Source organism: Streptomyces thermoviolaceus (assembly GCF_045209695.1).
GTDB classification, from domain to species: Bacteria; Actinomycetota; Actinomycetes; order Streptomycetales; family Streptomycetaceae; genus Streptomyces; species Streptomyces thermoviolaceus.
Map to the genome: position 1 here is coordinate 1,617,657 of NZ_CP109280.1, position 26,245 is coordinate 1,643,901.

At 71.0% G+C, this 26,245-nt stretch carries 22 protein-coding genes; 9 read left to right on the forward strand and 13 right to left on the reverse strand.

Annotation, left to right across the window (positions count from 1 at the left end):
• Positions 1–4 precede the first annotated feature (4 nt).
• The 7 genes from OG899_RS07025 to OG899_RS07055 all read left to right on the forward strand — a co-directional run bounded on the left by OG899_RS07025 (position 5) and on the right by OG899_RS07055 (position 7,096).
• The gene (locus OG899_RS07025) at positions 5–418 is read left to right on the forward strand and encodes a roadblock/LC7 domain-containing protein (RefSeq protein WP_125496179.1); all 414 of its coding nucleotides are present in this window, start codon (positions 5–7) and stop codon (positions 416–418) included.
• Between the two features lie 112 nt (positions 419–530).
• Positions 531–929, forward strand: coding sequence for a DUF742 domain-containing protein (locus tag OG899_RS07030; protein WP_125496180.1), 399 nt, complete (start codon positions 531–533; stop codon positions 927–929).
• Positions 910–1,506, forward strand: a complete 597-nt coding sequence (locus tag OG899_RS07035; protein WP_406310936.1) for a GTP-binding protein — start codon at positions 910–912, stop codon at positions 1,504–1,506. The genes OG899_RS07030 and OG899_RS07035 overlap by 20 nt, the downstream gene beginning before the upstream one ends.
• Positions 1,507–1,939: 433 nt before the next feature.
• On the forward strand, positions 1,940–5,437 hold the full coding sequence (locus tag OG899_RS07040; RefSeq protein WP_406310937.1) for a nitrate- and nitrite sensing domain-containing protein: 3,498 nt from the start codon (positions 1,940–1,942) through the stop codon (positions 5,435–5,437).
• Between the two features lie 10 nt (positions 5,438–5,447).
• Positions 5,448–5,861 (forward strand): roadblock/LC7 domain-containing protein, encoded by a 414-nt coding sequence (locus tag OG899_RS07045; protein WP_029385896.1) that lies wholly within the window; start codon positions 5,448–5,450, stop codon positions 5,859–5,861.
• Between the two features lie 97 nt (positions 5,862–5,958).
• Positions 5,959–6,525 carry a DUF742 domain-containing protein gene (locus OG899_RS07050; protein WP_189343449.1) on the forward strand — a complete coding sequence of 189 codons (567 nt, stop codon included), beginning with the start codon at positions 5,959–5,961 and terminating at the stop codon, positions 6,523–6,525.
• Complete coding sequence (locus tag OG899_RS07055; protein ID WP_125496183.1) at positions 6,506–7,096, forward strand: ATP/GTP-binding protein; 591 nt, start codon at positions 6,506–6,508, stop codon at positions 7,094–7,096. The genes OG899_RS07050 and OG899_RS07055 overlap by 20 nt, the downstream gene beginning before the upstream one ends.
• 374 nt (positions 7,097–7,470) lie before the next feature.
• On the opposite strand, the gene OG899_RS07060 is transcribed toward OG899_RS07055, so the two are convergent.
• The 3 genes from OG899_RS07060 to OG899_RS07070 all read right to left on the reverse strand — a co-directional run bounded on the left by OG899_RS07060 (position 7,471) and on the right by OG899_RS07070 (position 11,002).
• Complete coding sequence (locus OG899_RS07060; protein ID WP_125496184.1) at positions 7,471–7,659, reverse strand: acyl-CoA carboxylase subunit epsilon; 189 nt, start codon at positions 7,657–7,659, stop codon at positions 7,471–7,473.
• 53 nt (positions 7,660–7,712) lie between these two features.
• Positions 7,713–9,308 (reverse strand): acyl-CoA carboxylase subunit beta, encoded by a 1,596-nt coding sequence (locus OG899_RS07065; RefSeq protein WP_125496185.1) that lies wholly within the window; start codon positions 9,306–9,308, stop codon positions 7,713–7,715.
• A gap of 314 nt (positions 9,309–9,622) precedes the next feature.
• A complete protein-coding gene (locus OG899_RS07070; RefSeq protein WP_168131261.1) occupies positions 9,623–11,002 on the reverse strand; it encodes a hypothetical protein in 1,380 nt (459 codons plus the stop codon).
• Positions 11,003–11,135: 133 nt separating this feature from the next.
• Between OG899_RS07070 and OG899_RS07075 the strand changes: the two genes are divergently transcribed.
• Entirely contained in the window at positions 11,136–11,735 is a 600-nt protein-coding gene (locus OG899_RS07075; RefSeq protein WP_168131260.1) for a GPP34 family phosphoprotein, read from the forward strand.
• A gap of 63 nt (positions 11,736–11,798) precedes the next feature.
• Here OG899_RS07075 and cimA read toward each other — a convergent pair whose 3' ends face one another.
• From cimA to OG899_RS07110, 7 genes are all read right to left on the reverse strand, one after another.
• Positions 11,799–13,403: a citramalate synthase gene (cimA, locus tag OG899_RS07080; protein WP_125496187.1), complete on the reverse strand. Its 1,605-nt coding sequence runs from the start codon at positions 13,401–13,403 to the stop codon at positions 11,799–11,801.
• 390 nt (positions 13,404–13,793) lie between these two features.
• A complete protein-coding gene (locus tag OG899_RS07085; protein ID WP_125496188.1) occupies positions 13,794–15,101 on the reverse strand; it encodes an MFS transporter in 1,308 nt (435 codons plus the stop codon).
• Positions 15,102–15,338: 237 nt separating this feature from the next.
• Positions 15,339–16,427 carry a branched-chain amino acid aminotransferase gene (locus tag OG899_RS07090; protein WP_125496189.1) on the reverse strand — a complete coding sequence of 363 codons (1,089 nt, stop codon included), beginning with the start codon at positions 16,425–16,427 and terminating at the stop codon, positions 15,339–15,341.
• 255 nt (positions 16,428–16,682) lie between these two features.
• Positions 16,683–17,729, reverse strand: coding sequence for a 3-isopropylmalate dehydrogenase (locus tag OG899_RS07095; protein ID WP_125496190.1), 1,047 nt, complete (start codon positions 17,727–17,729; stop codon positions 16,683–16,685).
• A 157-nt stretch (positions 17,730–17,886) separates the two neighbouring features.
• On the reverse strand, positions 17,887–18,018 hold the full coding sequence (locus OG899_RS07100; RefSeq protein WP_125496191.1) for a hypothetical protein: 132 nt from the start codon (positions 18,016–18,018) through the stop codon (positions 17,887–17,889).
• A 332-nt stretch (positions 18,019–18,350) separates the two neighbouring features.
• Positions 18,351–19,982 carry an L-glutamate gamma-semialdehyde dehydrogenase gene (pruA, locus tag OG899_RS07105; protein WP_125496192.1) on the reverse strand — a complete coding sequence of 544 codons (1,632 nt, stop codon included), beginning with the start codon at positions 19,980–19,982 and terminating at the stop codon, positions 18,351–18,353.
• A 57-nt stretch (positions 19,983–20,039) separates the two neighbouring features.
• Complete coding sequence (locus tag OG899_RS07110; protein WP_125496193.1) at positions 20,040–20,966, reverse strand: proline dehydrogenase family protein; 927 nt, start codon at positions 20,964–20,966, stop codon at positions 20,040–20,042.
• Positions 20,967–21,126: 160 nt separating this feature from the next.
• Here OG899_RS07110 and OG899_RS07115 point away from each other — a divergent pair, with 160 nt between their 5' ends.
• Complete coding sequence (locus OG899_RS07115) at positions 21,127–22,314, forward strand: CdaR family transcriptional regulator (protein ID WP_285876497.1); 1,188 nt, start codon at positions 21,127–21,129, stop codon at positions 22,312–22,314.
• 67 nt (positions 22,315–22,381) lie between these two features.
• Here the strand turns inward: OG899_RS07115 and OG899_RS07120 are convergent, their stop codons facing one another.
• From OG899_RS07120 to ilvC, 3 genes are all read right to left on the reverse strand, one after another.
• The gene (locus tag OG899_RS07120; protein ID WP_168131257.1) at positions 22,382–22,966 is read right to left on the reverse strand and encodes a TetR/AcrR family transcriptional regulator; all 585 of its coding nucleotides are present in this window, start codon (positions 22,964–22,966) and stop codon (positions 22,382–22,384) included.
• A gap of 366 nt (positions 22,967–23,332) precedes the next feature.
• Positions 23,333–24,922, reverse strand: coding sequence for a phosphoglycerate dehydrogenase (gene serA / locus OG899_RS07125; RefSeq protein ID WP_406310938.1), 1,590 nt, complete (start codon positions 24,920–24,922; stop codon positions 23,333–23,335).
• A gap of 274 nt (positions 24,923–25,196) precedes the next feature.
• On the reverse strand, positions 25,197–26,195 hold the full coding sequence (gene ilvC, locus OG899_RS07130; RefSeq protein WP_125496197.1) for a ketol-acid reductoisomerase: 999 nt from the start codon (positions 26,193–26,195) through the stop codon (positions 25,197–25,199).
• Between the last annotated feature and the right edge of the window lie 50 nt (positions 26,196–26,245).

Genomic DNA, 26,245 nt, shown 5'->3' on the forward strand with positions numbered 1-26,245 from the left:
CCCGATGAGCCAGGCGGCACAGAACCTGAACTGGTTGATCACCAACTTCGTGGACAACACCCCGGGTGTGTCCCACACCGTGGTGGTCTCCGCCGACGGACTCCTCCTGGCGATGTCCGAAGGCTTTCCCCGCGACCGCGCCGACCAGCTCGCGGCCGTGGCCTCCGGTCTGACCTCACTGACCGCCGGTGCCTCGCGCATCTTCGAAGGCGGGAACGTGAACCAGACGGTCGTGGAGATGGAGCGGGGATTCCTCTTCATCATGTCCATCTCCGACGGCTCGTCCCTCGCCGTCCTGGCCCACCCGGAGTGCGACATCGGGCTCGTCGGCTACGAGATGGCCCTGCTGGTGGACCGTGCGGGCGCGGTGCTGACCCCCGACCTGCGCGCCGAACTGCAAGGCAGTCTGCTGCACTGACCGGCCCCGGCACCACCCGTTTCACCACATCACCGTCCGGCCGCCACATTCCCCCCCACCGGCCTCGTCAGACGGCTAGCCCGAACGACTTGCTGTCCCGCCCGGAGGAGCCATGAACCCGCCCACCGCCCATCATGATCCGTACGCCGAGCCGTACGGGGACGAGGGCGACCAGCCCCTGGTCCGCCCGTACGCCATGACGGGCGGCCGGACCCGGCCGCGCTACCAGCTCGCCATCGAGGCACTGATCAGCACCACGGCCGACCCGGCCGCGCTGGCGGGGCTCCTCCCCGAGCACCAGCGGATCTGCCATCTGTGCCGCGAGGTGAAGTCGGTGGCCGAGGTCTCGGCGCTGCTGTCGATGCCTCTGGGGGTGGCCCGCATCCTGGTCGCGGACCTGGCCGAGGCGGGCCTGGTCGCCATTCACCAGCCCGGCGGCGACGAGAACCTCGGCGGCGCACCGGACGTGACGCTGCTGGAAAGGGTGCTCAGTGGACTTCGCAAGCTCTGACGGAGGGTCCGTCGGCGAGGCCGGGAGACCGGCGACCACCTCCGCGAAGATCGTGGTGGCGGGCGGCTTCGGCGTGGGCAAGACCACGTTCGTCGGCGCCGTCTCTGAGATCAACCCGCTGCGCACGGAGGCCGTCATGACGTCCGCGTCCGCGGGCATCGACGACCTCACCCACACGGGCGACAAGACCACCACCACCGTCGCCATGGACTTCGGCCGTATCACCCTCGACCAGGACCTCATCCTGTACCTGTTCGGCACCCCCGGACAGGACCGGTTCTGGTTCATGTGGGACGACCTCGTCCGCGGCGCCATCGGCGCCGTCGTCCTCGTCGACACCCGCCGGCTCGCCGACTGCTTCCCCGCCGTCGACTACTTCGAGAACAGCGGACTGCCCTTCATCATCGCCCTCAACGGCTTCGACGGGCAGCAGCCCTACACCCCCGACGAGGTCCGCGAAGCACTCCAGATCGGCCCCGACACCCCCATCATCACCACCGACGCCCGCCACCGCGCCGACGCCAAATCCGCCCTGATCACCCTGGTCGAACACGCCCTCATGGCACGACTGCGGTGACCTGCGACTCCGTACCGCCCCGACCGCCGGACCGGTCCGTCCCGGCGGTCAAGTCAGCAGGACGACAGGCAAGTTGTGGTGTGCCGCAGCGACGCCGCCTGTGTCCTTCGACACGGTGGGGACCGCAGTTCATAACGTTTCGGCAGAGGAATCGGCGGGTACCGCCACGCGTCGCGCACATTCGGTGCCGCTATGCGCACAATCGACCCGCCATTTGAGGCCGCTCGCTCTTTATGACCGTTTTATCTTCCCGTTATCCGCGCGGGCTCGATCTTTTCCGCTGTTTGGAAGACCGCTGGCCGACGTGCTGGAATGCCTGAACTGCCCCATGGTCAAGGACGTACTCAGCAGAACTGACGTCGTCATCGGGCGTACAGGGCACGAAGACACGCGGCACGACGTTGGTGCCGACCGCCGAGAGGTTGTTGGTCGAGTGAGGCGAAGCAAGAACAGTCCCGCGCCGTCGGCCCGGGGCAACTTCACCCCGCCGCCGCGCGGAGCGGCGCCCGCACACGTGCCAGGCGCGGAGGCGACGACGGCCCCCACCTCTGGCAACCGCCTCAACCCGCGCAACTGGCGGGTGCCCACCCGCCTGAACGCGATCCTGCTCATACCCGTGCTGGTCGGGCTGGTCATGGGCGGCTTCCAGGTCAAGGGCTCGATCGAGACCTGGCAGGACGCCAAGGACGCCGAGAACACCGCCCGGCTGGTGCGCGCCTCGCTGACCTACGCCAACGCCCTGTACAACGAGCGCGACCTCTCCGCCGAGCCCCTGCTGCAGGGCAAGGGCCAGAACGACCCCACCGTCGTCAAGGTCCGGCAGGAGACGGACAAGGCCGCCGCCGAGTTCGAGCAGGCGGTCAAGAGCATGCCGCACAAGCCCGGTCTGGAGCGCCGGCTGAAGCTGTTCCGCGAGGCCGAGCCCCAGCTGCGCTCGCTGCGCGCCGACGCGTACACCGGCAAGCTCACCGGCGTGCAGACCGAGGAGGGCTACGTCCAGGTCGCCCACCCGCTGATGGAGTTCGCCAACGAGCTGGGCCTGGGCACCGGAAACATCACCTCCTACGGCCGCACCGTCTACGCGATGTCGCTGACCAAGTCGGCGCTGTCGCTGGAGCGCTCCATCGGCATGCACCTGCTGATCAAGCCGGGCCCGGACAGCGGCAACCTGGCCAGCCAGCGCATCGCTCTGTCCGCCTACGCCTACCTGGAGAACGTCGCCCTCGCGGAGTACCTCGGCGGCGGTACCCAGCAGGACGCGGACAAGCTGGAGCAGCAGCAGAAGCAGATCGAGGCCAAGGCCGCCGAGACGGCCCGGCAGGCCGAGGAGAAGGACCCGGACTACGTCGCGCCGCCGAGCGACCCGCAGAAGATGGTCACCGCGCTGGCCACGCTGAAGACCACCGACGCGTCCGAGCGCAAGGCGCTGGCCGCGAAGGGCATCACCCCGGAGAACTGGTGGGCCGTCAACACCCTCAAGTTCGACGCCTACCGCACGATCGAGTCCGAGATGGCGGACAACGCGGTGGAGGACGCCGCCGGGATCGCCAGTGACGCCCAGCGCTCCGCCGTCGTCACCGGTGGCGTGGTCGTGATCGCGCTGCTGGCGGCGTTCATCCTGGCCGGCCTGGTGGCGCGGCAGATGAGCCGCTCGATGCGCCGGCTGCGCAACGCGGCCTTCAACGTCGCCGAGCAGCGTCTGCCGATGCTGGTCGACCAGCTCTCCCGCACCGACCCCGGCCGTGTGGACACCCGGGTGGAGCCGATCCCGATCACCACCACCGACGAGATCGGCGAGGTGGCCCGCGCCTTCGACCAGGTGCACCGCGAGGCGGTGCGGCTCGCCTCCGAGCAGGCCCTGCTGCGCGGCAACATCAACGCGATCTTCACCAACCTCTCCCGGCGCAACCAGTCCCTGATCGAGGGTCAGCTGACGCTGATCACCGAGCTGGAGAACAACGAGGCCGACCCGGACCAGCTGGAGAACCTGTTCAAGCTGGACCACCTGGCCACCCGTATGCGCCGCAACGGCGAGAACCTCCTGGTCCTCGCCGGCGAGGAGCCCGGCCGCCGCTGGGACCAGCCGGTCCCGCTGATCGACGTGCTGCGCGCCGCCTCCTCGGAGGTGGAGCAGTACGAGCGCATCGAGCTGTCCGGCGTGCCGGAGGCCGAGATCCACGGCCGTGCGGTCACCGACCTGGTGCACCTGCTGGCCGAGCTGCTGGAGAACGCCACCACGTTCTCCTCGCCGCAGACCAAGGTCCGCGTCACCGCGACCCGGCTGCCCGACGGCCGCATCATGGTCGAGATCCACGACAAGGGCATCGGTCTGACCGCGGAGGACTTCGCGGACATCAACCACAAGCTGGCCAACCCGCCCACCGTGGACGTGGCGATCTCCCAGCGCATGGGCCTGTTCGTGGTCGGCCGCCTCGCCGACCGGCACGGCATCCGCGTCCAGCTGCGCCCCTCCGGCGAGCAGGCGGGCACCACCTCGCTGGTGATGCTGCCGGACGCGATCACCCACGGCGGTGGCGGCGAACAGCAGGTGGACAGCGGCGAGTTCACCGTCTCGCAGCTCATACCCGAGCAGCCCCTCGCCGCCGCGGAGTCCGACCAGCTGCCCCAGCGCACCGCGGCCGAGCTGGGTTTCGACGACAGCCGGTACGCGGAGGTCCCCGACGACATCCGCGACCTGGACCCCGTCAGCCGCTCGCTCAAGCGGGAGGAGCGCCGGGCGGCCCTGGAGTCGCAGACACACGGCGAGCAGGCGGCCGAGCAGGCGGCCGGGAACACCGCCTTCGCCGACGAGGCCACGGGCACCCACCAGGCGTACACGGACGAGGCCACGGGCACCCACCAGGCGTACACGGACGAAGCCACCGGCACCCACCAGGCCTACGCCGGCGACACGACGGGCACCCACCAGGCGTACACGGACGAAGCCACCGGTACCCACCAGGCGTACACGGAGGAGGCCACGGGCGCCCACCGGGCGTACACCGGTGACGCCACCGGCACCCCTCAGGTCTTCGACGACGGCCAGGGGAGCTACGGCGGTCAGGGCCTGGGCTTCGACCAGCAGGCTGCCTCCTACCCGGAGCAGCAGCCGGCGTACGAGCAGCAGGCGCAGCAGGGTCAGGAACAGGCCTACTACGCGCCGGACGGCAGCGTGCCGCACAGCGGTGCCTACGCCAACGCGTCCTACCCGGAGCAGAACGGCTACCAGGACCAGAACGGCTACGCGGACACCGGCACGTACGGCGGCCAGGGCGGGTACACCGGCCAGGGCGGCTACGCGGAGCAGAACACGTACCCGGAGACGGGGCGTCAGGAGGCGGCGCAGCAGGGCTCCGAGCCGTACGCCGACGGCGGGGCCGCGCAGCGGCAGGCGTACCAGGACGACTGGCCGCAGGGCGACGGCTACCACAACGGCTACGCTGAGGAATCCGCGCAGGCCGGTGACGTGAACGACACGGAGCGCGTAGGCTTCGACCGTCCGGGACCGGCCCCCTCCGTCGTCCACGAGCTGACCGACGCCGGGTTGCCGCGCCGCGGTACGTCCGCGGCCGGGGCGAACGGCACGCGGCCCGCGGACCAGGACGCGTCGGCCCCCGCTGCGGACTCCGACGGCGACGGCGGCTGGCGTTCGGCCAACGACGAGCGGTGGCATCAGGCCGCGCAGCTCCGCAAGCCGAAGGCGGGCGGAGTGACCTCCTCCGGCCTGCCACTGCGGGTGCCCAAGGCCAACCTGGTCGAGGGCTCCGCGACCGTGACCCCGCAGGGTGGCCCACAGGTCTCCCGTGCCCCTGAGGACGTCCGGGGAAGGCTGAGCAGTCTGCACCGGGGCGTCCGGCGGGGACGCAGCGCAGGAAGTGAAAAGAACGGCCAGGGCTTCGGTCCTGACAGCACCTACGACCAGGAGCGTTAGTGTGAGCCCGATGAGCCAGGCGGCACAGAACCTGAACTGGTTGATCACCAACTTCGTGGACAACACCCCGGGTGTGTCCCACACCGTGGTGGTCTCCGCCGACGGACTCCTTCTGGCGATGTCCGAAGGCTTTCCCCGCGACCGCGCCGACCAGCTCGCGGCCGTGGCCTCCGGTCTGACCTCACTGACCGCCGGTGCCTCGCGCATCTTCGAAGGCGGGAACGTGAACCAGACGGTTGTGGAGATGGAGCGGGGATTCCTCTTCATCATGTCCATCTCCGACGGCTCGTCCCTCGCGGTTCTCGCACATCCGGAAGCGGACATCGGTCTCATCGGGTACGAGATGGCCCTGCTGGTGGACCGCGCGGGCACGGTCCTGACCCCCGACCTGCGGGCGGAGCTGCAGGGCAGCCTTCTCAACTGAAGGACGGACGGTGCGTTTTGTGGTCCCGGCGCCGTAAGGTTTCGGGACGCGGCTTCCACTCGGTGGGGCGCCCGGCGCAGTCGGAGGAGGAGTAAGAGTGGCAACACCCCCAAGTGGTTCGGGCAACTGGTCGTACGGTCCCGCACAGGGCCAGGGCGACGGTTCGGCCGACCCGTACGCGTACCCCTCCATGCCCTACCGGCAACCGTACGCGCCGCAGAGCCCCGGGCCTGCTGCGCCGTACGACCAGCCTGCCGCCCCGCGCATCGAGCCGGTTCAGCCGCCGCGACGCACTCCTGAGCCGACGCCCGCAGGGGCGTCGAACAATCCCCTGGTCCGCCCGTACGCCATGACGGGCGGCCGTACCAGGCCTCGATATCAGCTCGCCATCGAGGCACTGGTGCACACCACGGCGCAACCGCACCAGATGCAAGGGCAGCTGCCCGAGCATCAGCGGATCTGCCAACTGTGCCGCGAGATCAAGTCGGTGGCCGAGATCTCGGCTCTGCTGACGATTCCTCTCGGCGTGGCCAGGATCCTCGTCGCCGACTTGGCGGAGGCGGGCCTGGTCGCCATCCATCAGCCCGGCGGCGACGAGAACGCCGGTGGCCAGCCAGACGTGACACTGCTCGAAAGGGTGCTCAGTGGACTTCGCAACCTCTAGCGGAGGGCCGGTTTCTCCCAGTCGTTCCACCACCTCCGCGAAGATCGTGGTGGCGGGCGGCTTCGGCGTGGGCAAGACCACGTTCGTCGGCGCCGTCTCTGAGATCAACCCGCTGCGCACGGAGGCCGTCATGACGTCCGCGTCCGCGGGCATCGACGACCTCACCCACACGGGCGACAAGACCACCACCACCGTCGCCATGGACTTCGGTCGAATCACCCTCGACCAGGACCTCATCCTGTACCTGTTCGGCACCCCCGGACAGGACCGGTTCTGGTTCATGTGGGACGACCTCGTCCGCGGCGCCATCGGCGCCGTCGTCCTCGTCGACACCCGCCGGCTCGCCGACTGCTTCCCCGCCGTCGACTACTTCGAGAACAGCGGACTGCCCTTCATCATCGCCCTCAACGGCTTCGACGGGCAGCAGCCCTACACCCCCGACGAGGTCCGCGAAGCACTCCAGATCGGCCCCGACACCCCCATCATCACCACCGACGCCCGCCACCGCGCCGACGCCAAGTCGACCCTGATCACCCTGGTCGAACACGCCCTCATGGCACGACTGCGGTGACGATCCGTGCATGACGAAGGGGCGCTCTCCGCATGGAGGGCGCCCTCTTTGCTGCCCCGGGCACTCCCCTGGCCACCCCTGCACCGGGCGCACGAGACCCAGCCGGATCCACTACGGGGCACCATCCCCGACCGGGGGCCGGGGCGGACCGCGGCACCTGGGTCCCCACGCCCCCGCCGGCCGCCGATTCCGGTTCCTGGACCCGGCCGACCCGGAGCACGGCATCCGGGCCGGGCCGGTCCGGCAGACAGCCTTCGGACCGGCCCGGCCCGGTGCAGGGCGTCCCGGACCTGCCGGCCCAGGGCACAGCGCAAGCCGCCGGCTCCCGTGGAAGGGGAGCCGGCGGCTCGTGTCGTCGGTGTCGCGCCCGGGCCTCAGCGCCAGCTGTGCGGGGCGCGGAAGCCGCGCTCACGCTCCAGGCGGCGCCAGCCGGCGCGGGCGTGGGCCCGGTGGGCCGTGGGGGCGGGGCGGGCGGCGGCGCGGGCCAGGAGGACGGCCGTGATGGCGGCGACCTCCTCGGGCTCGGCGTGGCCCTTCTCGACGCGGATGTCGGGGGTGCTCATGGGTGTCGTTCTCCGTGAGTGAGAGGTCCGCGAGGGCTCGGCGACCGCGCCGGTCACTGCGGCGGGTTGCCGTGCTTGCGGGAGGGCAGGTCGGCGTGCTTGGTGTGCAGCATCGCCAGGGAACCGATGAGGACCTCACGGGTCTCGGCGGGGTCGATGACGTCGTCCACGAGGCCGCGCTCGGCCGCGTAGTACGGGTGCATCAGCTCGGCCTTGTACTCCTTGACCATCTTCTGCCGCATGGCCTCGGGGTCGTCGGCCTGGGCGATCTGGCGGCGGAAGATGACGTTGGCCGCGCCCTCGGCGCCCATCACCGCGATCTCGTTGGTCGGCCAGGCGTAGGTGAGGTCGGCGCCGATCGACTGGGAGTCCATCACGATGTAGGCACCTCCGTACGCCTTGCGCAGGATCAGCGAGATCCGCGGCACGGTGGCGTTGCAGTAGGCGTACAGCAGCTTCGCGCCGTGCCGGATGATCCCACCGTGCTCCTGGTCGACGCCCGGGAGGAAGCCGGGGACGTCCAGAAGGGTGATGATCGGGATGTTGAAGGCATCGCACATCTGCACGAAACGCGCGGCCTTCTCGCTGGCCTCGATGTCGAGCACACCGGCCAGCACCTGCGGCTGGTTGGCGACGATGCCGACCACCTGGCCGTCCAGGCGGGCCAGGGCGCAGATGATGTTGCGCGCCCAGCGCTCGTGGACCTCCAGGTACTCGCCGTCGTCGACGATCTCCTCGATCACCTTGGCCATGTCGTACGGCCGGTTGCCGTCGGCCGGCACGAGGTCCAGCAGGGTGTCGCAGCGGCGGTCGACCGGGTCGGTGCAGGCCACCCGCGGCGGGTTCTCCCGGTTGTTCTGCGGCAGCAGGGAGAGCAGGTAGCGGACCTCGGCGATGCAGGTCTCCTCGTCGTCGTAGACGAAGTGCGCGACGCCGGAGGTCTCGGCGTGCACGTCCGCGCCGCCCAGGCCGTTCTGGGTGATCTCCTCACCGGTGACCGCCTTGACCACGTCCGGGCCGGTGATGAACATCTGCGAGGTCTCGCGGACCATGAACACGAAGTCCGTCAGGGCGGGGCTGTAGGCCGCGCCGCCCGCGCAGGGGCCCAGCATCACCGAGATCTGCGGGATGACGCCGGAGGCCTTGGTGTTGCGCTGGAAGATGCCGCCGTAGCCGGCCAGCGCGCTGACGCCCTCCTGGATGCGGGCGCCCGCACCGTCGTTGAGGGAGACCAGCGGGGCACCGGCCGCGATGGCCATGTCCATGATCTTGTGGATCTTCGTGGCGTGGGCCTCGCCCAGCGCGCCGCCGAAGATGCGGAAGTCATGGGCGTAGACGAAGACCGTGCGGCCGTCCACCGTGCCCCAGCCGGTGACGACACCGTCGGTGTACGGCTTCTTCGCCTCGAGGCCGAAACCGGTCGCACGGTGCCGGCGCAGCTGCTCGACCTCGTGGAAGGAACCCGGGTCCAGGAGCAGCTCGATCCGCTCCCGGGCGGTCAGCTTGCCCTTGGCGTGCTGGGCCGCGGTCGCCTTCTCGCTGGGACCTGCCACCGCCTGCGCACGGATCTCGTGCAGTTCGGCGACCCGCCCGCGCGCGTCCGTCGGCTGGCCGGTCGGCTCACCCGTCGTCTCTTCCAAAACGGTCATGAAGTGACCTTACGAAGCCGACCGGGGAAAGCGAGCCGTTGACTTCGTACAGTCTCCGGCGCGTTTTCCTGGTGCCACCGAACAGAACCGTGGGCCGATGCAGCCTTTCCGACTGCTCAGAGGGGATCGATGTTGTAGGGACCCCACAAAGGGGGTGGGGGTGCGCCCGCATCCGTCCGAGGGCGGCGCATGCCGCTGTCGGGGTGACGACACAGGGCCGGACGGGCGTCCCGGTGCGGCGCGGGCCGCCCGGGGCCACGCCCGAGCATATCCGTGCCCGTCGCCGGGTCCGCCGCCCCGCTCCGGCCGGCGGTTCAGAAGCCTCCGCCGCCCCCGCCGAAGTCGCCGCCGCCCCCGAAATCCCCTCCGCCGCCGAAGCCCCCTCCGCCGAACCCGCCGCCGAAGTCCCCGGGGTCGAAGTCGGGGCCGGAGAAGTCGCCGCCCTGGCCTCCGTAGCCGTCGTGGCCGCCGAAGTCGCCGTACCCCGCGCCGTAGTCCGCCGCGTAGGAGGGGGTGGCCATCATGCTGCCGAGCAGGGTGCCCACCAGCAGGCCGGGCAGGATGCCGCCGCCGAAGTATCCGCCGGCCCAGGGGCCGTAGGCGGGACCGGCGTCCCAGTAGGGCCGACGGCCCCAGGCGGTGTCGACCTCGCGGATCTGCGGCTCGCGGCCCTCGGCCAGCCGTACCCGGTCGGCGGCGCACACCGGCACCTCGCGGGTCACCCCGCCCGGCGGGGTCCAGGAGGCGTCGGCCACCGAGGGGCCGTGCCGGGGGTCGAAGAAGCACGGCGGGCGCCGCTCGGGCAGCGGCCGTCCCTCGCGGCGCGCGGCGAGCTGCGCGAGGCTGAACCGCCCCTCCTTCAACGCCTCGGTGACCGCGCGCACGTCCTCGGGCCTGCGGGCCTCGGCCATGTGCTGCTTGGCCTGCTCGTAGGCGTCCAGGGCCCGTTCGTAGTCGGCGCGCATGGCGTCGTCGGCGCCGGGCTCGGCCGGATGGAAGTCCAATCGGTCCAGCTCCTCGCCGAAGGCCGTGATGTCCTCGTCCACGACGACCCGCAGCTTCTCCAGGGCGGTCCGCTGCTCCTCCTCCCGGCGCCGCCGGGTGTGCCGCGCCATGGCATAGGCGCCCGCCCCGCACAGCACCAGCAGCGCCCCCACGGTGATCAGCGTGGTGGAGGGCACACCGGTGCGGCCGGAGCCGCCCCAGCTCGCGGGGGCCGAGCCGCGCATGGCGGGCAGGGCCCGGTCGGTGAAGTCGGTGAGCTGGGTGACGGCGTCCTGTCCCTGCACGCTGGTGACCAGGTTGCGCACGGCGGTGCGGGAGAGCACCGAGGAGTCGGCACGGGCGTCGAAGCGGTCGCCCAGGCGGACGGCGTAGACACCGGTGACGCCGGTGGCGGTGCGCAGGTCGGTGAAGAGGTTCTCGGTCGGGTAGCCGGCCGGCAGCACGGCGACGAACAGCGGCTTGTCGGCGTCCTCGATCCGTCGCGCCAGCGCCGCGGCGTCCTCCGGGGACAGCTGGCCGGAGGCGGCCGGATCCACGTAGACGGGGCTTTCGCGCAAGGCCCGTGCGACCGTCGAGACGCTGTCGGCGGCCTCGGCGCGCGGCAGCCCGGTGGACAGCACGGCCAGGACGGCCACCGCGAGCGCGACCAGCAGCCGCAGGGGGGCTCGGGTCAGGACGACGGCCTTCATGGTTAGAAACTACCTGAAATCCGGGCAAGACGGTCACCCGTACGGGTGTGCGCACCGGCCGGGCGACGTAGGGTCGGCGGTGGATCCGGGCCGTACGGCCCGGGCCGACGACGCCGACGCCCGGGAGGACGGCATGACCACACCACGGGATTTGCTGCTCGTCACTTTGGACGTCCCGGGCACCCGTCCCGTGGAGCAGGGGGACCTCTCGCTGGCCTTGGCGGGCGCGGAACTCGCCGATCTGCTCGCCGAGGAGTCCGTCTCCCTGGAGGACGACCGGATCGTGCCCGGCCTGATCCCGGCCACCGGCGACCGGATGCGCAACCAGGCGAGCGCCGCGCTCGTGCGCCAGGCGCCGTACGAGACCGTGGAGGACTGGCTGTGGCGGCGCGGCCGCGGGCTGGCCGCGGCGTACGTGGCGGAGATGCGGGCCCAGGGGCAGCTGGCCGCACCGCGCTACCGCTGGATGCCGGCCGGACCGCCGCAGCCGGCCGACTCGCCGGCCCGGAGCGCGGCGGCCCGCCGCTGGGCCGCACGCGAGCCGGTCCTGGTCGCACTGGCCGCCGCCCTGGGCATCGAGGCCGGGCGGCCCGTCGCCCTGGACGAGGACGACGACGAGGCGCTGCCGACCGTGCTGGCCGCCGTCGCTCACGCGGTGACCGAGCTGGAGGGCGTGCGGCAGCGGCGCCGCATCGAGGACGCCGCCTTCGACAACATCTGGCGGGCGCCCTGAGGGTTCCGGGGGGGGGTGGGCGCCCTCGGGCGCGCGCCGCGGCCACCGGGGGGCGCCAGGAAGCTACCGGGCCGGTTCCACGCCCGCCCGCAGCAGCCCGTAGGTGTAGGCGTCCTCCAGGGCCTGCCAGGAGGCGGCGATCACGTTGTCGGCGACGCCCACCGTGGACCACTCCCCCACGCCGTCGGAGGTGGACACCAGCACGCGGGTGGTGGAGGAGGTGCCGTGCCGGCCCTCCAGGATGCGGACCTTGTAGTCGACCAGTTCCAGGGTGCCGAGCTGGGGATAGATCTTCTCCAGGGCCACGCGCAGGGCGCGGTCGAGGGCGTTGACCGGGCCGTTGCCCTCGGCGGTGGCCACGATCCGCTCGCCCTTGGCCCACAGCTTGACGGTGGCCTCGTTGGCGTGCGTGCCGTCGGGGCGGTCCTCGACGATGGCCCGCCAGGACTCCACGTCGAAGTAGCGCCGCGGACCGCCCTCGGCCTCGGCGCGCAGCAGCAGTTCGAAGCTGGCGTCGGCGGCCTCGTAGGTGTAGCCCTTGAGTTCGCGTTCCTTGACGCGTTCGACGATGCGGCCGACGAGTTCCCGGTCGCCGCCGAGGTCGATGCCGAGTTCCTTGCCCTTCAGTTCCACCGAGGCCCGGCCGGCCATGTCGGAGACCAGCATGCGCATGGTGTTGCCGACCGACTCGGGGTCGATGTGCTGGTACAGGTCCGGGTCGACCTTGATGGCGGAGGCGTGCAGGCCGGCCTTGTGGGCGAAGGCGGAGACGCCCACATAGGGCTGGTGGGTGGAGGGCGTGAGGTTGACGACCTCGGCGATGGCGTGGGAGATGCGGGTCATCTCGCGCAGCCGGCCCTCGGGGAGCACCTGCTTGCCGTATTTCAGTTCCAGGGCGGCGACGACCGGGAAGAGGTTGGCGTTGCCGACGCGCTCGCCGTAGCCGTTGGCGGTGCACTGCACGTGGGTGGCGCCGGCGTCCACGGCGGCGAGGGTGTTGGCGACGGCGCAGCCGGTGTCGTCCTGGGCGTGGATGCCCAGCCGGGCGCCGGTGTCGGCCAGCACGGTGGCGACGGTCGCGTGGACCTGGGCGGGGAGCATGCCGCCGTTGGTGTCGCACAGGACGACCACGTCCGCGCCGGCCTCGGCGGCGGTGCGCACGACCGCGGTGGCGTACTCGGGGTTGGCGCGGTAGCCGTCGAAGAAGTGCTCGCAGTCCACGAAGACGCGGCGGCCCTGGGAGCGCAGGTGGGAGACGGTGTCCCGGACCATCTCCAGGTTCTCCTCCAGGGTGGTGCGCAGGGCCAGTTCCACGTGCCGGTCGTGCGCCTTGGCGACCAGGGTGATCACCTCGGCGCCGGAGTCCAGCAGCGCCTGCACCTGCCGGTCCTCGGCGGCGGTGGTCCCGGTCCGGCGCGTGGAGCCGAAGGCGACCAGCTGGGCGTGGCGGAAGTCGATCTCCTCACGGGCGCGCGCGAAGAACTCGGTGTCGCGCGGGTTCGCGCCGGGCCAGCCGCCCTCGATGAAGCCCACGCCGAAGTCGTCCAGGTGCCGGGCGATGGCCAGCTTGTCGGCGACGGTGAGGTTGATGCCCTCGCGCTGGGCGCCGTCGCGCAGGGTCGTGTCGAAGACGTGGAACGAGTCGTCCAGCGGGCTGGATGCGGACATGTCTGAGGCTCCTGGTGTGGGATCTCGGTCATAACCGGAATAACCGGTTCCACCGTCCCCCATCCTCCCTTGCGCCTCGTTCCCGGCTGAGGTGGGCCAGGAAAACGAAAAACCTCTCGCGGGTGCGAGAGGTCTGCGCGCGGGTCGAGGACGACGGCGGCCGCCCGTACCTGGTCGTACGAGGCGGTCACTGCGGACCGGCGCGCCTGCTGCCAATAATCATGGCGAACGAGAGCACGGCGGCAGTCTCGCACACCTCCGCCCGCACCCGCACGACGTCTCAGCATGCGGGCGACGTCCCGGACACCCGTTCGGGACCCGCCGGGCGCGGCCCGGCGGGTCGCACGGCACGGAGCGGGCAGGCCGCCGGGGCGGCGGGCCGCCCCCGGCTCAGCCGTGCACGTGGCTGCGGACCGGGGCGTCGTCCGCGGTGCGCATGCGGGTCAGGTCCAGGTCACGGGTCTCCCGCATGGTGACGTACACCACCAGCGAGACGGCCGCGCAGCCGGCCACGTACCAGTAGAACCCGGACTCGGCGCCGGCGTTCTTGAACCACAGCGCGACGTACTCGGCGGTGCCGCCGAACAGGGCGTTGGCCAGGGCGTAGGACAGGGCCACACCGAGGGCGCGCACGCCGGTGGGGAACAGCTCGGCCTTCACACAGGCGTTGATGGAGGTGTAGCCGGTGACCACCACCAGCGCCAGCAGGGACAGCCCGAACGCCGGCCAGAAGCTGCCGGCGTGCTTGAGCAGGGTCATGATCGGCACGGTCAGCAGGGTGGAGCCGACCGCGAACCCGATCAGCAGCGGGCGACGGCCGATCCGGTCGGACAGATGGCCGGCCAGCGGCTGCAGACAGGCGAAGACGATCAACGCGGTGAAGGACACCAGGGTCGCGGTCCGCTTGGGCAGGCCGGCCGTGTTGGACAGGTACTTCGTCAAGTACGTCGTGTAGGTGTAGTAGGCCACGGTGCCGCCCATGGTCAGGGCCATCACCAGCAGCGCCTCCCGCTTGTGCTGCCACAGGGCGCGCAGCGTGCCGCGCTCCTGGTCCGCGCCGGCGTCCGCCTCGTAGATCTCGGTCTCCAGCATGTTGCGGCGCAGGTAGAAGACGACGGCCGCGCCGAGCGCCCCGATCACGAACGGGATGCGCCAGCCGTAGCTGTGCAGGGCGTCGTCGGACATCGTGTGCTGGAGCAGGATCTGCAGGCCGAGGCCGATGATCTGTCCGGCGGTCATGGAGACGTACTGGAAGCTGGAGGTGAAGCCGCGGCGCCGGGGGTCGGAGGCCTCGGTGAGGTAGGTGGCGCTGGCCGCGTACTCGCCGCCCACCGACAGCCCCTGCAGCAGCCGGGCGACGAGCAGGACCGCCGCTCCGCCGTAGCCGGCGACCGCGTAGGTCGGCGCGACGGCGATGAGCACCGCGGAGGCGGACATCAGCGTGACGGTCAGGGTGAGCGCCGCCTTGCGGCCCCGGCGGTCGCCGACCCGGCCGAGCAGCCAGCCGCCGACCGGCCGCATGAAGAAGCCGACGGCGAAGATGCCCGCGGTGTTCAGCATCTGGGCGGTCGGGTTCCCGTGCGGGAAGAACGCTCCGGCGAAGTAGGTGGCGAAGCTGGCGTAGACGAACCAGTCGTACCACTCGACCATGTTGCCGGCCGAACCGATCCAGATCTTCTTCCAGTGATCACGTCCCATGGACGTAACGTGCCGGGTGCGGCCCGCCCGGACAAGACCGTCGCCGGGTGATTTTCCCTGTTCATGACATGAATCACGGAGGGGCCCCGACCGTGCGCCCTCGCGGGGCGCGCCGGCGGATCCTGTGGCGCGGCACACGGACCCTTCGGCGCCCGGACCGCGCGAAGCCCCGACGGCCTCAGGCCGCCGCGGAACGGACTCCGCTGCGGCCTGCGATGCCGTCGGGTGCGGTGCGGTTCAGCACACCTGGTGCATCCAGCCGTGCCGGTCCTCCACCAGGCCACGCTGGATGCCCAGCAGGGCCTCGCGCAGCCGCATGGTGACCGGGCCGGGGGTGCCGTCGCCGTGCGTCCAGGCGTCCGTCTTGGTCTTGACCTGGCCGATCGGGGTGACCACGGCGGCGGTGCCGCAGGCGAAGACCTCGGTGAGCGCACCGGAGGCGGCGTCCGCCCGCCACTGCTCCAGGGTGATCACGCCCTCCTCGGCGGTGTAGCCCAGGTCGCGGGCGACCTGGAGCAGGGAGTCGCGGGTGATGCCCTCCAGGATCGAGCCGCTCAGCTCCGGGGTGATGATCCGGTCGCCGTAGACGAAGGCGACGTTCATGCTGCCGCTCTCCTCGACCTTGGTGCGGGTCGCCGCGTCGAGGTAGACGACCTGGTCGCAGCCGTTGGCCGCGGCCTCGGCCTGCGGCAGCAGGGAGGCGGCGTAGTTGCCGCCGGTCTTGGCGTCACCGGTGCCGCCGGGGACGGCGCGCACGTAGTCCTCGGAGACCCAGATGGTCACCGGGGCGACCCCGCCGGGGAAGTAGGCGCCGGACGGGGAGGCGATCAGCAGGAACAGGTACTCGTTGGCCGGGTGGACCCCGAGCCCGTTCTCCGCGGCGAACATGAAGGGCCGCAGGTACAGGGCCTCCTCGCCGCCGTGCGGCGGCACCCAGTCGGCGTCCTGGGTGATCAGGGCGTCCAGGGCCGCGATGAACAGCTCCTCGGGCAGCTCGGCCATGGCCATGCGGCGGGCGGAGTTACGGAAGCGGCGGGCGTTGGCCTCCGGGCGGAAGACCGCGACGGACCCGTCGGGCTGACGGTAGGCCTTGAGACCTTCGAAGATCTCCTGGCCGTAGTGCAGCACATGGCAGGAGGGGTCGAGGGAGATCGGCCCGTAGGGGACGAGTTCGGCGTCGTGCCAGCCCCGGCCCTCGGTCCAGCGGATCGTCACCATGTGATCGGTGAAGTGGCGGCCGAAGCCGGGGTTGGCCAGGATCGCCTCTCGCTCGGCCGCGGGCAGCGGGGTGGACGAGGGCTTGAGCGCGATCGTGGGCGTCGTCATGTGTGCGTGTCCTTCACCGTTGTCGTGACGGGCCGCGCTCACGCCCGTGCGACCGGCGGCCGACGCTTGGACGTCCGAGTATCCCCTCTTGTCGCGGCTCCACGTCGGATTATCGCTCTCGGGCGTGCTGCGGCAAGGGACGGGGTGAGTGCGGTGCTGACTGTGGCCGGCCGCGCGGCCGCGGCCGGGCATACGGATAGCCGCCGGGTGCTGGGGGCGACCCGACGGCTTCGAGAGTTCGAGCGGCGCGGCGGGTCAGCCGGCGGCTACGCGTACGCGGAGCGCGTCGCCGATCTCGGAGGTGCTGCGTGCCGGCAGTGTGGCCCGTTCCGCGAGGTCGGCGGAGACGGCGTCCTCGATCCGGCCGGCCTCGGCCTCGTAGCCGAGGTGGCGCAGGAGCAGAGCGACGGACAGGACGGTGGCGGTGGGGTCGGCCTTGCCCTGGCCGGCGATGTCCGGGGCCGAGCCGTGGACGGGCTCGAACATGGACGGGTAGGCGCGGCTCGGGTTGATGTTGCCGGACGCGGCGATGCCGATGCCGCCCGAGACGGCCGCGGCCAGGTCGGTGATGATGTCGCCGAAGAGGTTGTCGGTGACGATGACGTCGAACCGCTCCGGCTGGGTGACGAGGTAGATGGTGGCGGCGTCGACGTGGATGTACTCGGTGGTGACCTCGGGGTACTCCTGGGCGACCCGGTGGAAGACGTCCGTCCACAGGTGGCCCGCGAAGGTCAGCACGTTGTTCTTGTGGACCAGCGTGAGCTTCTTGCGGGGGCGGGCCTGGGCGCGGGCGAACGCGTCGCGCACCACGCGCTCGACACCGTAGGCGGTGTTGACCGAGACCTCGGTGGCGACCTCGTGCTCGGTGCCCTTGCGGATCGTGCCGCCGTTCCCGGTGTACGGGCCCTCGGTGCCCTCCCGGACGACGATGAAGTCGATCTTCGGGTCGCCGGCCAGCGGGGTCGCCACGCCCGGCAGCAGCTTGCTCGGGCGCAGGTTGACGTGGTGGTCGAAGGCGAAGCGGAGCTTGAGCAGGAAGCCGCGCTCCAGGACGCCGGAGGGCACGGACGGGTCGCCGATCGCGCCGAGCAGGATGGCGTCGTGCCGCTTGAGCTGTTCCAGGTCGGCGTCGGTGAGGGTCTCACCGGTGGCGTGGTAGCGCCGGGCGCCGAAGTCGTACTCCGTGGTCTCCAGCTTCACGTCCTGCGGGAGGACGGCGGTGAGGACCTTCAGGCCCTCGGCCACCACTTCCGGGCCGATGCCGTCACCGGGGATCACTGCGAGGTCGATGCTGCGAGACATGCCCGCACCCTACTCGCGTGTCCCATGACATGACACACGGTGTCCGCGATGCGGACACCGTGTCGTTGCGGGGAGGGCCGGGAAGGGGACGGCGCCCGGCCTGGAGAGGCCGCGCGCCCGAACCGGAGGCTTCAGCGTTTACCCCTCCCCGGGGAGGTCAGTGCCCGGTCGCACCGCCGTTGTCGCGGCGGTCGAGAGCGCGCTGGAGGGCGGCGGCGGCGTTCCGGCGGTCGGACTCGTTGGAACGGGAGACGTGACGGACGCGGCGGCGGACGGTCGTCTCGGCCATGGCAATCCACTCCTTCGGGACAGCACGGAGCGCGGAAGAAGAAAAAAGGGGGACGCCGGATGCGGCGGGGAGCAGCGGAGCCGCAGGGATCGCCTGCACGGGGCCCGGCTCACGACCGCCGTTCGCTGGATGAGCGAGACGTTCGGCTCCTACAAAGCTAGGGGAGGATCACGCAGCTGTCTGCACAACTGCTCGGACTTCCTACTATCTGAGACGGCCCTCCCCCGCCCACCGCTGTGACCTGCATTTTTCGGTACGCCGGTGCCGGACATGGCGGACGGGCCGGGTGCCGCGGCACCCGGCCCGTCCTGCCGTCGGTCCGCCGGGGACCGTCAGCCCATGTGCGGGTAGGTGTAGTCGGTCGGCGGGACCAGGGCCTCCTTGATGGCCCGGGTCAGGGTCCAGCGCAGCAGGTTCTGCGGGGCGCCGGCCTTGTCGTTGGTGCCGGAGGCACGGCCGCCGCCGAAGGGCTGCTGGCCGACCACGGCGCCGGTCGACTTGTCGTTGATGTAGAAGTTGCCGGCCGCGTAGCGCAGCTTCTCGGCCGTGTAGGCGGCCGCCGCACGGTCATTGGCGATGACCGAGCCGGTGAGCGCGTAGTCGGACACCGACTCCATCTGGGTCAGCATCTCGTCGTACGCGTCGTCCTCGTAGACGTACACGGCGAGGATCGGGCCGAAGTACTCGGTGCGGAACACCTCGTTCTCCGGGTCGGTGCACTCGATGACGGTCGGGCGGACGAACCAGCCGACCGAGTCGTCGTAGGTGCCGCCCGCGACGATGGTGCACGCCGGGTCCTGCGCGGCCCGGTCGATGGCGGCCTTGTTCTTGGCGAAGGCCCGCTCGTCGATGACCGCGCCGATGAAGTTGGACAGGTCTGTGACGTCGCCCATGGTGAGCGCGTCCACCTCGGCGGTGAACTCCTCCTTGAACCCGTCGTTCCAGATGGACGCCGGGATGTAGGCGCGGGAGGTCGCCGAGCACTTCTGGCCCTGGTACTCGAAGGCACCGCGGATCAGGGCGGTCTTGAGCACCGCGCGGTCGGCGCTGGGGTGGGCGACCAGGAAGTCCTTGCCGCCGGTCTCGCCGACCAGCCGCGGGTAGGTGCGGTACTTCTCGATGTTGTTGCCCACCGTCTTCCACAGGTGCTGGAAGGTCTTGGTGGAGCCGGTGAAGTGGATGCCGGCCAGGTCGCGGTGGTTGAGCGCCACCTCGGAGACCTCCAGGCCGTCACCGGTGAGGAGGTTGATGACGCCCGCGGGCATACCCGCCTCCTCCAGCAGCTGCATCAGCAGCACGGCGGCGTGCGTCTGGGTCGGCGACGGCTTCCAGATCACCACGTTGCCCATGAGGGCGGGCGCGGTGGGCAGGTTGGCGGCGATCGCCGAGAAGTTGAACGGCGTGATCGCGTAGACGAAGCCCTCCAGCGGGCGGTGGTCCAGGCGGTTCCACACGCCCGGGGAGTTGGCGGCCGGCTGCTCGGCGAGGATCTGCCGGGCGTAGTGGACGTTGAAGCGCCAGAAGTCGACCAGCTCGCAGGGGGTGTCGATCTCGGCCTGCTGGACGGTCTTGGACTGGCCCAGCATGGTGGAGGCGGCGATGGTCTCGCGCCACGGGCCGGACAGCAGCTCGGCGGCGCGCAGGATGATCGCCGCACGGTCGTCGAAGGACATCGCCCGCCAGGCCGGGGCGGCGGCCAGGGCCGCGTCGATGGCGTCCTGGGCGTCCTGCTTGGTGGCGTTGCGGTAGGTGCCGAGGACGGCCTTGCGGTTGTGCGGCTGGACGACCTCGAAGGCCTCACCGCCGCCCATCCGCTTCACCCCGTTGATGGTGCAGGGCAGGTCGATGGGGTTCTCGGCCAGCTCCTTGAGCTTGGCCTGCAGACGGGCACGCTCGGGCGAGCCGGGGGCGTAGCCGTGCACCGGCTCGTTGACGGGGGTGGGGACCTGGGTCACAGCGTCCATGGGTTCCGTGGCTCCTTGTACGTGAGCGGGTGTTCGGGGTACGTCGTGGGTCCGGGCTCAGCCCTTGGTGACCATCGAGCGGAGGAAGAAACGCAGGTTCGCCGGCTTCTCCGCCAGACGGCGCATGAAATAGCCGTACCAGTCGGTGCCGTAGGCCGTGTAGACGCGCATGCGGTGGCCCTCGGCGGCCAGCCGCAGCTGCTCCTCGCTGCGGATGCCGTACAGCATCTGGAACTCGTACTCGTCCAGCTTGCGGCCGGCGGTGCGGGCCATCTCCTGCGCGATGGAGATCAGACGCGGGTCGTGGGAGGCGACCATCGGGTAGCCGTCGCCCTCCATCAGGATGCGCAGGATCCGCACGTACGCCTTGTCGATCTCGTGCTTGTTCTGGTAGGCGACCTCGGCGGGCTCCTTGTAGGCCCCCTTCACCAACCGTACGCGAGAGCCGCTCGCCGCGAGGCGGCGCGCGTCGGCCTCGGTGCGGAACAGGTACGCCTGGATGACGCAGCCGGTCTGCGGGAAGTCCTTCCGCAGCTCCTCGTGGACGGCGAACATCGAGTCCAGGGTGGTGTGGTCCTCCGCGTCGAGGGTGACCGTGGTGCCGATGCCGGCGGCGGCCTCGACGACCGGGCGGACGTTGGCGAGCGCCAGCTCGTGGCCGCCGGGCAGCGCCTGGCCGAACATGGACAGCTTCACCGACATCTCGACCTTCTCGCCCAGGTCCAGGCCCTTGAGCCGGTCGATCAGCGTCAGGTACGCGTCCCGTGCGGCGGTCGCCTGCTCCGGGGTGGTGATGTCCTCGCCGACCACGTCCATGGTCAGCTCCAGACCCTTGCCGGTCAGGTCCTCGACGACGGGGACGATGTCGTCCACGGTCTCGCCGGCGATGAAGCGGTCGACGACCTGCTTGGTCACCGGGGCCGCCGTAATCAGCCGTCGCATCCGGTCGCTGCGCGACGCGGCGAGAATCACGGGACCCAGCACGGGGCACCTCCACAACTGTCAGCAAAGGGCCGAACCCGACGATCCGGGCCGGCACGGAGAACCACCGTGAAAGCTATGGATCACTGTGATCGTGGGCCACTGACAGCTGTCACGCATCCGCGCCCGTGATCTCAGACAGGTGTATGAAGGCCGTTCCCGGATGGTGGAGAATGCCCGGGTGAGGGCCGACGACAAGGGTGACTACCAGGAACTGGTCGACGAGATCTCGGAACTGCTCGGCGCGCCGGCCACCCTGGAGAGCCGCACCTTCGAGCTGATCGCCTTCGGCGCCTACGACAGCGAGGGCGACCTGGATCCGTCGGCGCTGGACCCGGTGCGCACCCGGTCGATCCTCACCCGGCGCTCCACCGCCGCGGTGCGCCGCTGGTTCGAGAGTTTCGGCATCACCCGCGCCACCGGGCCGGTGCGCATCCCGCCCACCCCCGAGGCCGGCGTCTACCGGGGACGGATCTGCCTGCCGGTACGCCATCGGGGTGTCGTCCTCGGCTACGTCTGGCTGCTGGACGACGACCCGGGCCCCGGCGAGCAGCAGCTGGCGGCGGCGATGGCGGTCACGGCGCGGATCGGTGCGCTGCTCGCCGACGAGGTGCAGCACGGCGCCGACCTCACCCGGGAGCTGCGCGCGGTGCTCACCGCGCAGGAGGGCTGGCCGCGCGAGGCGGCGGTGGCGGAGCTGCGCACGGCGCTGGGGGCCCGCGGCGAGGGCCCGCACACCCTGGTGTGCGTGGCGCCCTGGCCGTCCGCCGACCCCGACGACGCCCCGTCGGTGCGCACCCTGCCGGGGGCGACGGCCCTGTGCACGGTGCCGTGGGGGGTCGCGGACCAGTGCCTGGGCGTGCTGATCAGGCTGCGCTCGACGGACGCGGCCGCCCCCGCGACCTCGGCGGCGGCCCGGCTGCTGGAGCGGGCCGGTGGTGCGGCGGCCGCCGGGATCGCCGCCGGCTGCACGGGCCTGGCCGGGCTGGGCACGGCCTGGGCGCAGGCGTCGGCGGCGGCACGGGCCGCGCTGGCCGAGCCGCGCCTGGGACCGGTGGCGCAGTGGGCTCACATCGGCCCCTACCGGCTGCTGACCGCGCTGCCGCCGCGCGCCGCGCAGGATCCCGTGGTGGGACCGCTGCTGGCCCCCGCCCACCGTGAGCTGGCCCGCACCGCCGAGGTCTACCTCGACTGCGCCGGCCAGGCAGGACGGACGGCCGCGGAGCTGGGCATCCACCGGCAGACCCTGTACTACCGCCTGTCCCGGGTGGAGCAGCTGACCGGCCTGGATTTGGACGAGGGCGAGGACCGGCTGCTGCTGCACATGGCACTGAAGGCGGCGCGTCTGTAGGGCGGGGTGGAGTGCCGTCGCGCCTGTAGGGGAGGGCCGCGCCTATAGGGGAGGGCGGAGTGCCGGGTCAGCCGCGCCCCGTGCCCTCGAGCACGCGCCGCAGCCCCTCGGCGAGCGCGTCGGCGTCGGGGGCCCGCTCCGGGTCGAACTGCCACTGGAGGATGAGGCCCGACATCAGGACGGTGCAGAACCGGCCGACCGTGTCCAGGACGTCGTCCGTCACCTGCTCCGCCGGGATGCCCAGGAACAGGGCGACGAGGGCCCGTTCGGCATCCCGCTGCTGCTGCGCGAGGTGGTCGCGCACGACGGGGAGCCGGTCGCCCAGGGCGGCGATCTCGATGCCGAGCCGCCACACCGATCCGGGTTCGCGCATCGTGCCGATGATGTGCGCCCACACCTGCCGGAACCGCTCCAGGGATCCGGGTTCGGCCGTGACGCCGCCGCTGTCCGGCCCCTCGAAGGCGTCGGAGGTCTCGGCCACCAGCTCCCCGTACGCCTGCGCCAGCAGCGTTTCCTTGGAGCCGTAGTGGTACCCGATGGACGCGAGGTTGGTGCCCGACTCCTTGACGATGTCGCGCGCCGTGGTGCGCAGGAAGCCCTTGTGCAGCAGACAGCGCTTGGCACCCTCCAGCAGATCCTCACGGTGTCCCATGCGGTCACCCTACCCGGGGCCATACAAGCGTCCTAGACGCATGTTCTATACGCTCGTTCAGTACGCCGGTACAGTCCTCGCGCGTGACGACGAACCCGACCGACCCCGCCGGCGCACCGAGCGCGCCCCGTCGTGTCGGCCCGTCGCGAGTGGGCCGCGCTCGGCGTGCTGATGCTGCCGCTGCCGCTGGTCTTCAGGGACGTCCCGGCCCTGTTCTTCGCGCCCCGCGATCAGCGCCGACCTGCGCTCGAGCGGCACCCGGCAGCTGTGGTTCCTCGGCCCGCCGGCGGGGAGAAGACGAACGCCGGACGGGCGACCGAGGTCGGCCCGTCCGGCGTTCGTTCGTGCACGCCTCGGACTGAGGTCTCAGACGAGGTTCACCGAGCGGGCGGACGTCGCGCCGATCTCGGCGGCGACCTCCGACATCACCGCGGCGGGAACCGTGTCGTCGACGGTCAGCACCGCCAGGGCCTCGCCACCCACCGTCGAGCGGGAGACCTGCATGCCGGCGATGTTGATGCCCGCCTCGCCGATGATCCGGCCGACGGTGCCGACGACACCCGGACGGTCCTCGTAGCGCAGGACCACCATGTGGTCGGCGAGCGCCAGGTCGACGTCGTAGTCGCCGACCGCGACGAGCTTCTGCACATGCTTCGGGCCGGCCAGCGTGCCGGAGACGGAGACCTCCTCGCCGCTGGCGAGGGTGCCGCGCACGGTGACCACGTTGCGGTGGTCGCTCGCCTCGGAGCTGGTGGTCAGCCGCACCTCGACACCGCGCTCCTGGGCGAACAGCGGCGCGTTGACATAGGAGACCGTCTCGTCGACGACGTCCTCGAAGACGCCCTTGAGCGCGGACAGCTCCAGCACCTTCACGTCGTACTGGGTGATCTCGCCGTACACCTCGACGTCCAGGCGGACGGCGACCTCGCCGGCGAGCGCGGTGAAGATGCGGCCGAGGCGCTCGGCGAGCGGCAGGGCCGGCTTGACGTCCTCGGCGATCACGCCGCCCTGGACGTTCACCGCGTCCGGGACCAGCTCACCGGCCAGCGCGAGCCGGACGGACTTGGCGACGGCGATGCCCGCCTTCTCCTGCGCCTCGTCGGTGGAGGCGCCCAGGTGCGGGGTGCACACCACCTGGTCGAACTCGAACAGCGGGGAGTCCGTGCACGGCTCCTTGGCGTACACGTCCAGACCGGCTCCGGCGACCCGGCCCTCCTTGAGCGCCGCGTACAGCGCCTGCTCGTCGACGATGCCGCCGCGGGCGGCGTTGACGATGCGCACCGTCGGCTTGACCTTGCTCAGGGCCTCCTCGCCGATCAGGCCGATCGTCTCGGGGGTCTTGGGCAGGTGGACGGTGATGAAGTCGGAGATCTCCAGCAGCTCGTCCAGGGAGACCACCCGCACACCCATCTGCGCGGCGCGCGCGGGCTGCACATAGGGGTCGTAGGCGACGACCTTCATGCCGAAGGCGGACATGCGCTGGGCCACCAGGGCACCGATGCGGCCGAGGCCGACGACGCCGAGGGTCTTCTCGGCGAGCTCGACACCGACGTACTTGCTGCGCTTCCACTCGCCGTTCTTCAGCGCGGCGTTGGCCTGCGGGATGTTGCGGGCGGTCGCGATGATCAGACCGCAGGCCAGTTCGGCGGCGGTGACGATGTTCGAGGTGGGCGCGTTGACGACCATCACGCCGGCCTTGGTGGCGGCGGAGACGTCCACGTTGTCCAGGCCCACGCCCGCCCGGGCGACGACCTTGAGCTTGTTCGCGGCGGCGATCGCCTCGGCGTCGACCTTGGTGGCCGAACGGATCAGGATCGCGTCGACATCGGCGATGGCGGGGAGAAGCTCGGCACGGTCGGCGCCGTTGCAGTACCGGATCTCGAAGTCCGGACCGAGCGCGTCGACGGTGGCGGGCGACAGCTCTTCAGCGATGAGTACGACAGGTTTCGAGCTCACGTGAGTCCTCACATGTGCGATGCGGACGGCCGTCCCGACGGCCGCAGGCGGAGGAGGGGGCTACCGCGTGGAAGACGCACGACGCTGTGGGCCTGACGCGTTGTTCTTCTGCAGTGTAGTGGCGCCGGGTGCGTCGCACTGCGCCGCTGCGGAAGGATCACCCGTCCGTGGCTGGACAGGGTGGACAAGGCCGCACGCCCCCGTCGCTGTCGACGGTACCCCCTGGCGGCGGCAAAAGGGGCCGGAGCGATGCTCCGGCCCCGTACGGCGAGGCTTACGCCTCCTCGTTCACCCAGCTCATGAGCTTGCGCAGCTCCTTGCCGGTGGTCTCCAGCAGGTGCTCCGAGTCCTGCTTCTTGTACTCGTTGTACTTCTTCAGACCGCCGTGGTACTCGTCCATCCAGGTCCGGGCGAAGGAGCCGTCCTGGATCTCGGACAGGATCTTCTTCATCTCGGCCTTGGTGGCGTCGGTGACGATGCGCGGGCCGCTGACGTAGTCGCCCCACTCGGCGGTCTCGGAGATCGACCAGCGCATCTTCTCCAGGCCGCCCTCGTACATCAGGTCGACGATCAGCTTCAGCTCGTGCAGGCACTCGAAGTAGGCGATCTCCGGCTGGTAGCCCGCCTCGACCAGGGTCTCGAAGCCGGCCTTCACCAGGGCGGCGGTGCCGCCGCACAGCACGGCCTGCTCGCCGAACAGGTCGGTCTCGGTCTCCTCGGTGAAGGTGGTCTTGATGACGCCGGCCCGGGTGCCGCCGATGGCCTTGGCGTAGGACAGCGCCAGCGCGAAGCCGTTGCCCGAGGCGTCCTGCTCGACCGCGACGATGCAGGGGACGCCGCGGCCCTCCTCGTACTGACGGCGCACCAGGTGACCCGGGCCCTTCGGGGCGACCATGCAGACGTCCACGCCGGCCGGGGGCTTGATCAGACCGAAGCGGATGTTGAAGCCGTGGCCGAAGAACAGGGCGTCGCCGTCCTTCAGGTTCGGGGCGATGGACTCCTCGTAGACCTGGGCCTGGATCGGGTCCGGGACCAGGATCATGATGACGTCGGCCTCGGCGGCGGCCTCGGCGGGGGTGACCACCCGCAGGCCCTGCTCCTCGGCCTTCGCCTTGGACTTGGAGCCCTCGTGCAGACCCACCCGGACGTCCACGCCGGAGTCGCGCAGCGACAGGGCGTGGGCGTGGCCCTGGCTGCCGTAGCCGATGACCGCGACCTTGCGGCCCTGGATGATGGACAGGTCGGCGTCAGCGTCGTAGAACAGCTCGGCCACTGTGTTCTCTCCTTGATGTGCAGGTTGTGCGTCCCACCGTATGCCGGTGG

Excerpts from the sequence above, each read along its gene's own strand:
- OG899_RS07025 (WP_125496179.1), top strand. The coding sequence starts at position 5 with ATGAGCCAGGCGGCACAGAACCTGAACTGGTTGATCACCAACTTCGTG.
- OG899_RS07030 (WP_125496180.1), top strand. The coding sequence starts at position 531 with ATGAACCCGCCCACCGCCCATCATGATCCGTACGCCGAGCCGTACGGG.
- OG899_RS07045 (WP_029385896.1), top strand. The coding sequence starts at position 5,448 with ATGAGCCAGGCGGCACAGAACCTGAACTGGTTGATCACCAACTTCGTG.
- OG899_RS07060 (WP_125496184.1), bottom strand. The coding sequence starts at position 7,659 with ATGAGCACCCCCGACATCCGCGTCGAGAAGGGCCACGCCGAGCCCGAG.
- OG899_RS07065 (WP_125496185.1), bottom strand. The coding sequence starts at position 9,308 with ATGACCGTTTTGGAAGAGACGACGGGTGAGCCGACCGGCCAGCCGACG.
- OG899_RS07070 (WP_168131261.1), bottom strand. The coding sequence starts at position 11,002 with ATGAAGGCCGTCGTCCTGACCCGAGCCCCCCTGCGGCTGCTGGTCGCG.
- OG899_RS07075 (WP_168131260.1), top strand. The coding sequence starts at position 11,136 with ATGACCACACCACGGGATTTGCTGCTCGTCACTTTGGACGTCCCGGGC.
- cimA (WP_125496187.1), bottom strand. The coding sequence starts at position 13,403 with ATGTCCGCATCCAGCCCGCTGGACGACTCGTTCCACGTCTTCGACACG.
- OG899_RS07085 (WP_125496188.1), bottom strand. The coding sequence starts at position 15,101 with ATGGGACGTGATCACTGGAAGAAGATCTGGATCGGTTCGGCCGGCAAC.
- OG899_RS07090 (WP_125496189.1), bottom strand. The coding sequence starts at position 16,427 with ATGACGACGCCCACGATCGCGCTCAAGCCCTCGTCCACCCCGCTGCCC.
- OG899_RS07095 (WP_125496190.1), bottom strand. The coding sequence starts at position 17,729 with ATGTCTCGCAGCATCGACCTCGCAGTGATCCCCGGTGACGGCATCGGC.
- OG899_RS07100 (WP_125496191.1), bottom strand. The coding sequence starts at position 18,018 with ATGGCCGAGACGACCGTCCGCCGCCGCGTCCGTCACGTCTCCCGTTCC.
- pruA (WP_125496192.1), bottom strand. The coding sequence starts at position 19,982 with ATGGACGCTGTGACCCAGGTCCCCACCCCCGTCAACGAGCCGGTGCAC.
- OG899_RS07115 (WP_285876497.1), top strand. The coding sequence starts at position 21,127 with ATGGTGGAGAATGCCCGGGTGAGGGCCGACGACAAGGGTGACTACCAG.
- OG899_RS07120 (WP_168131257.1), bottom strand. The coding sequence starts at position 22,966 with ATGGGACACCGTGAGGATCTGCTGGAGGGTGCCAAGCGCTGTCTGCTG.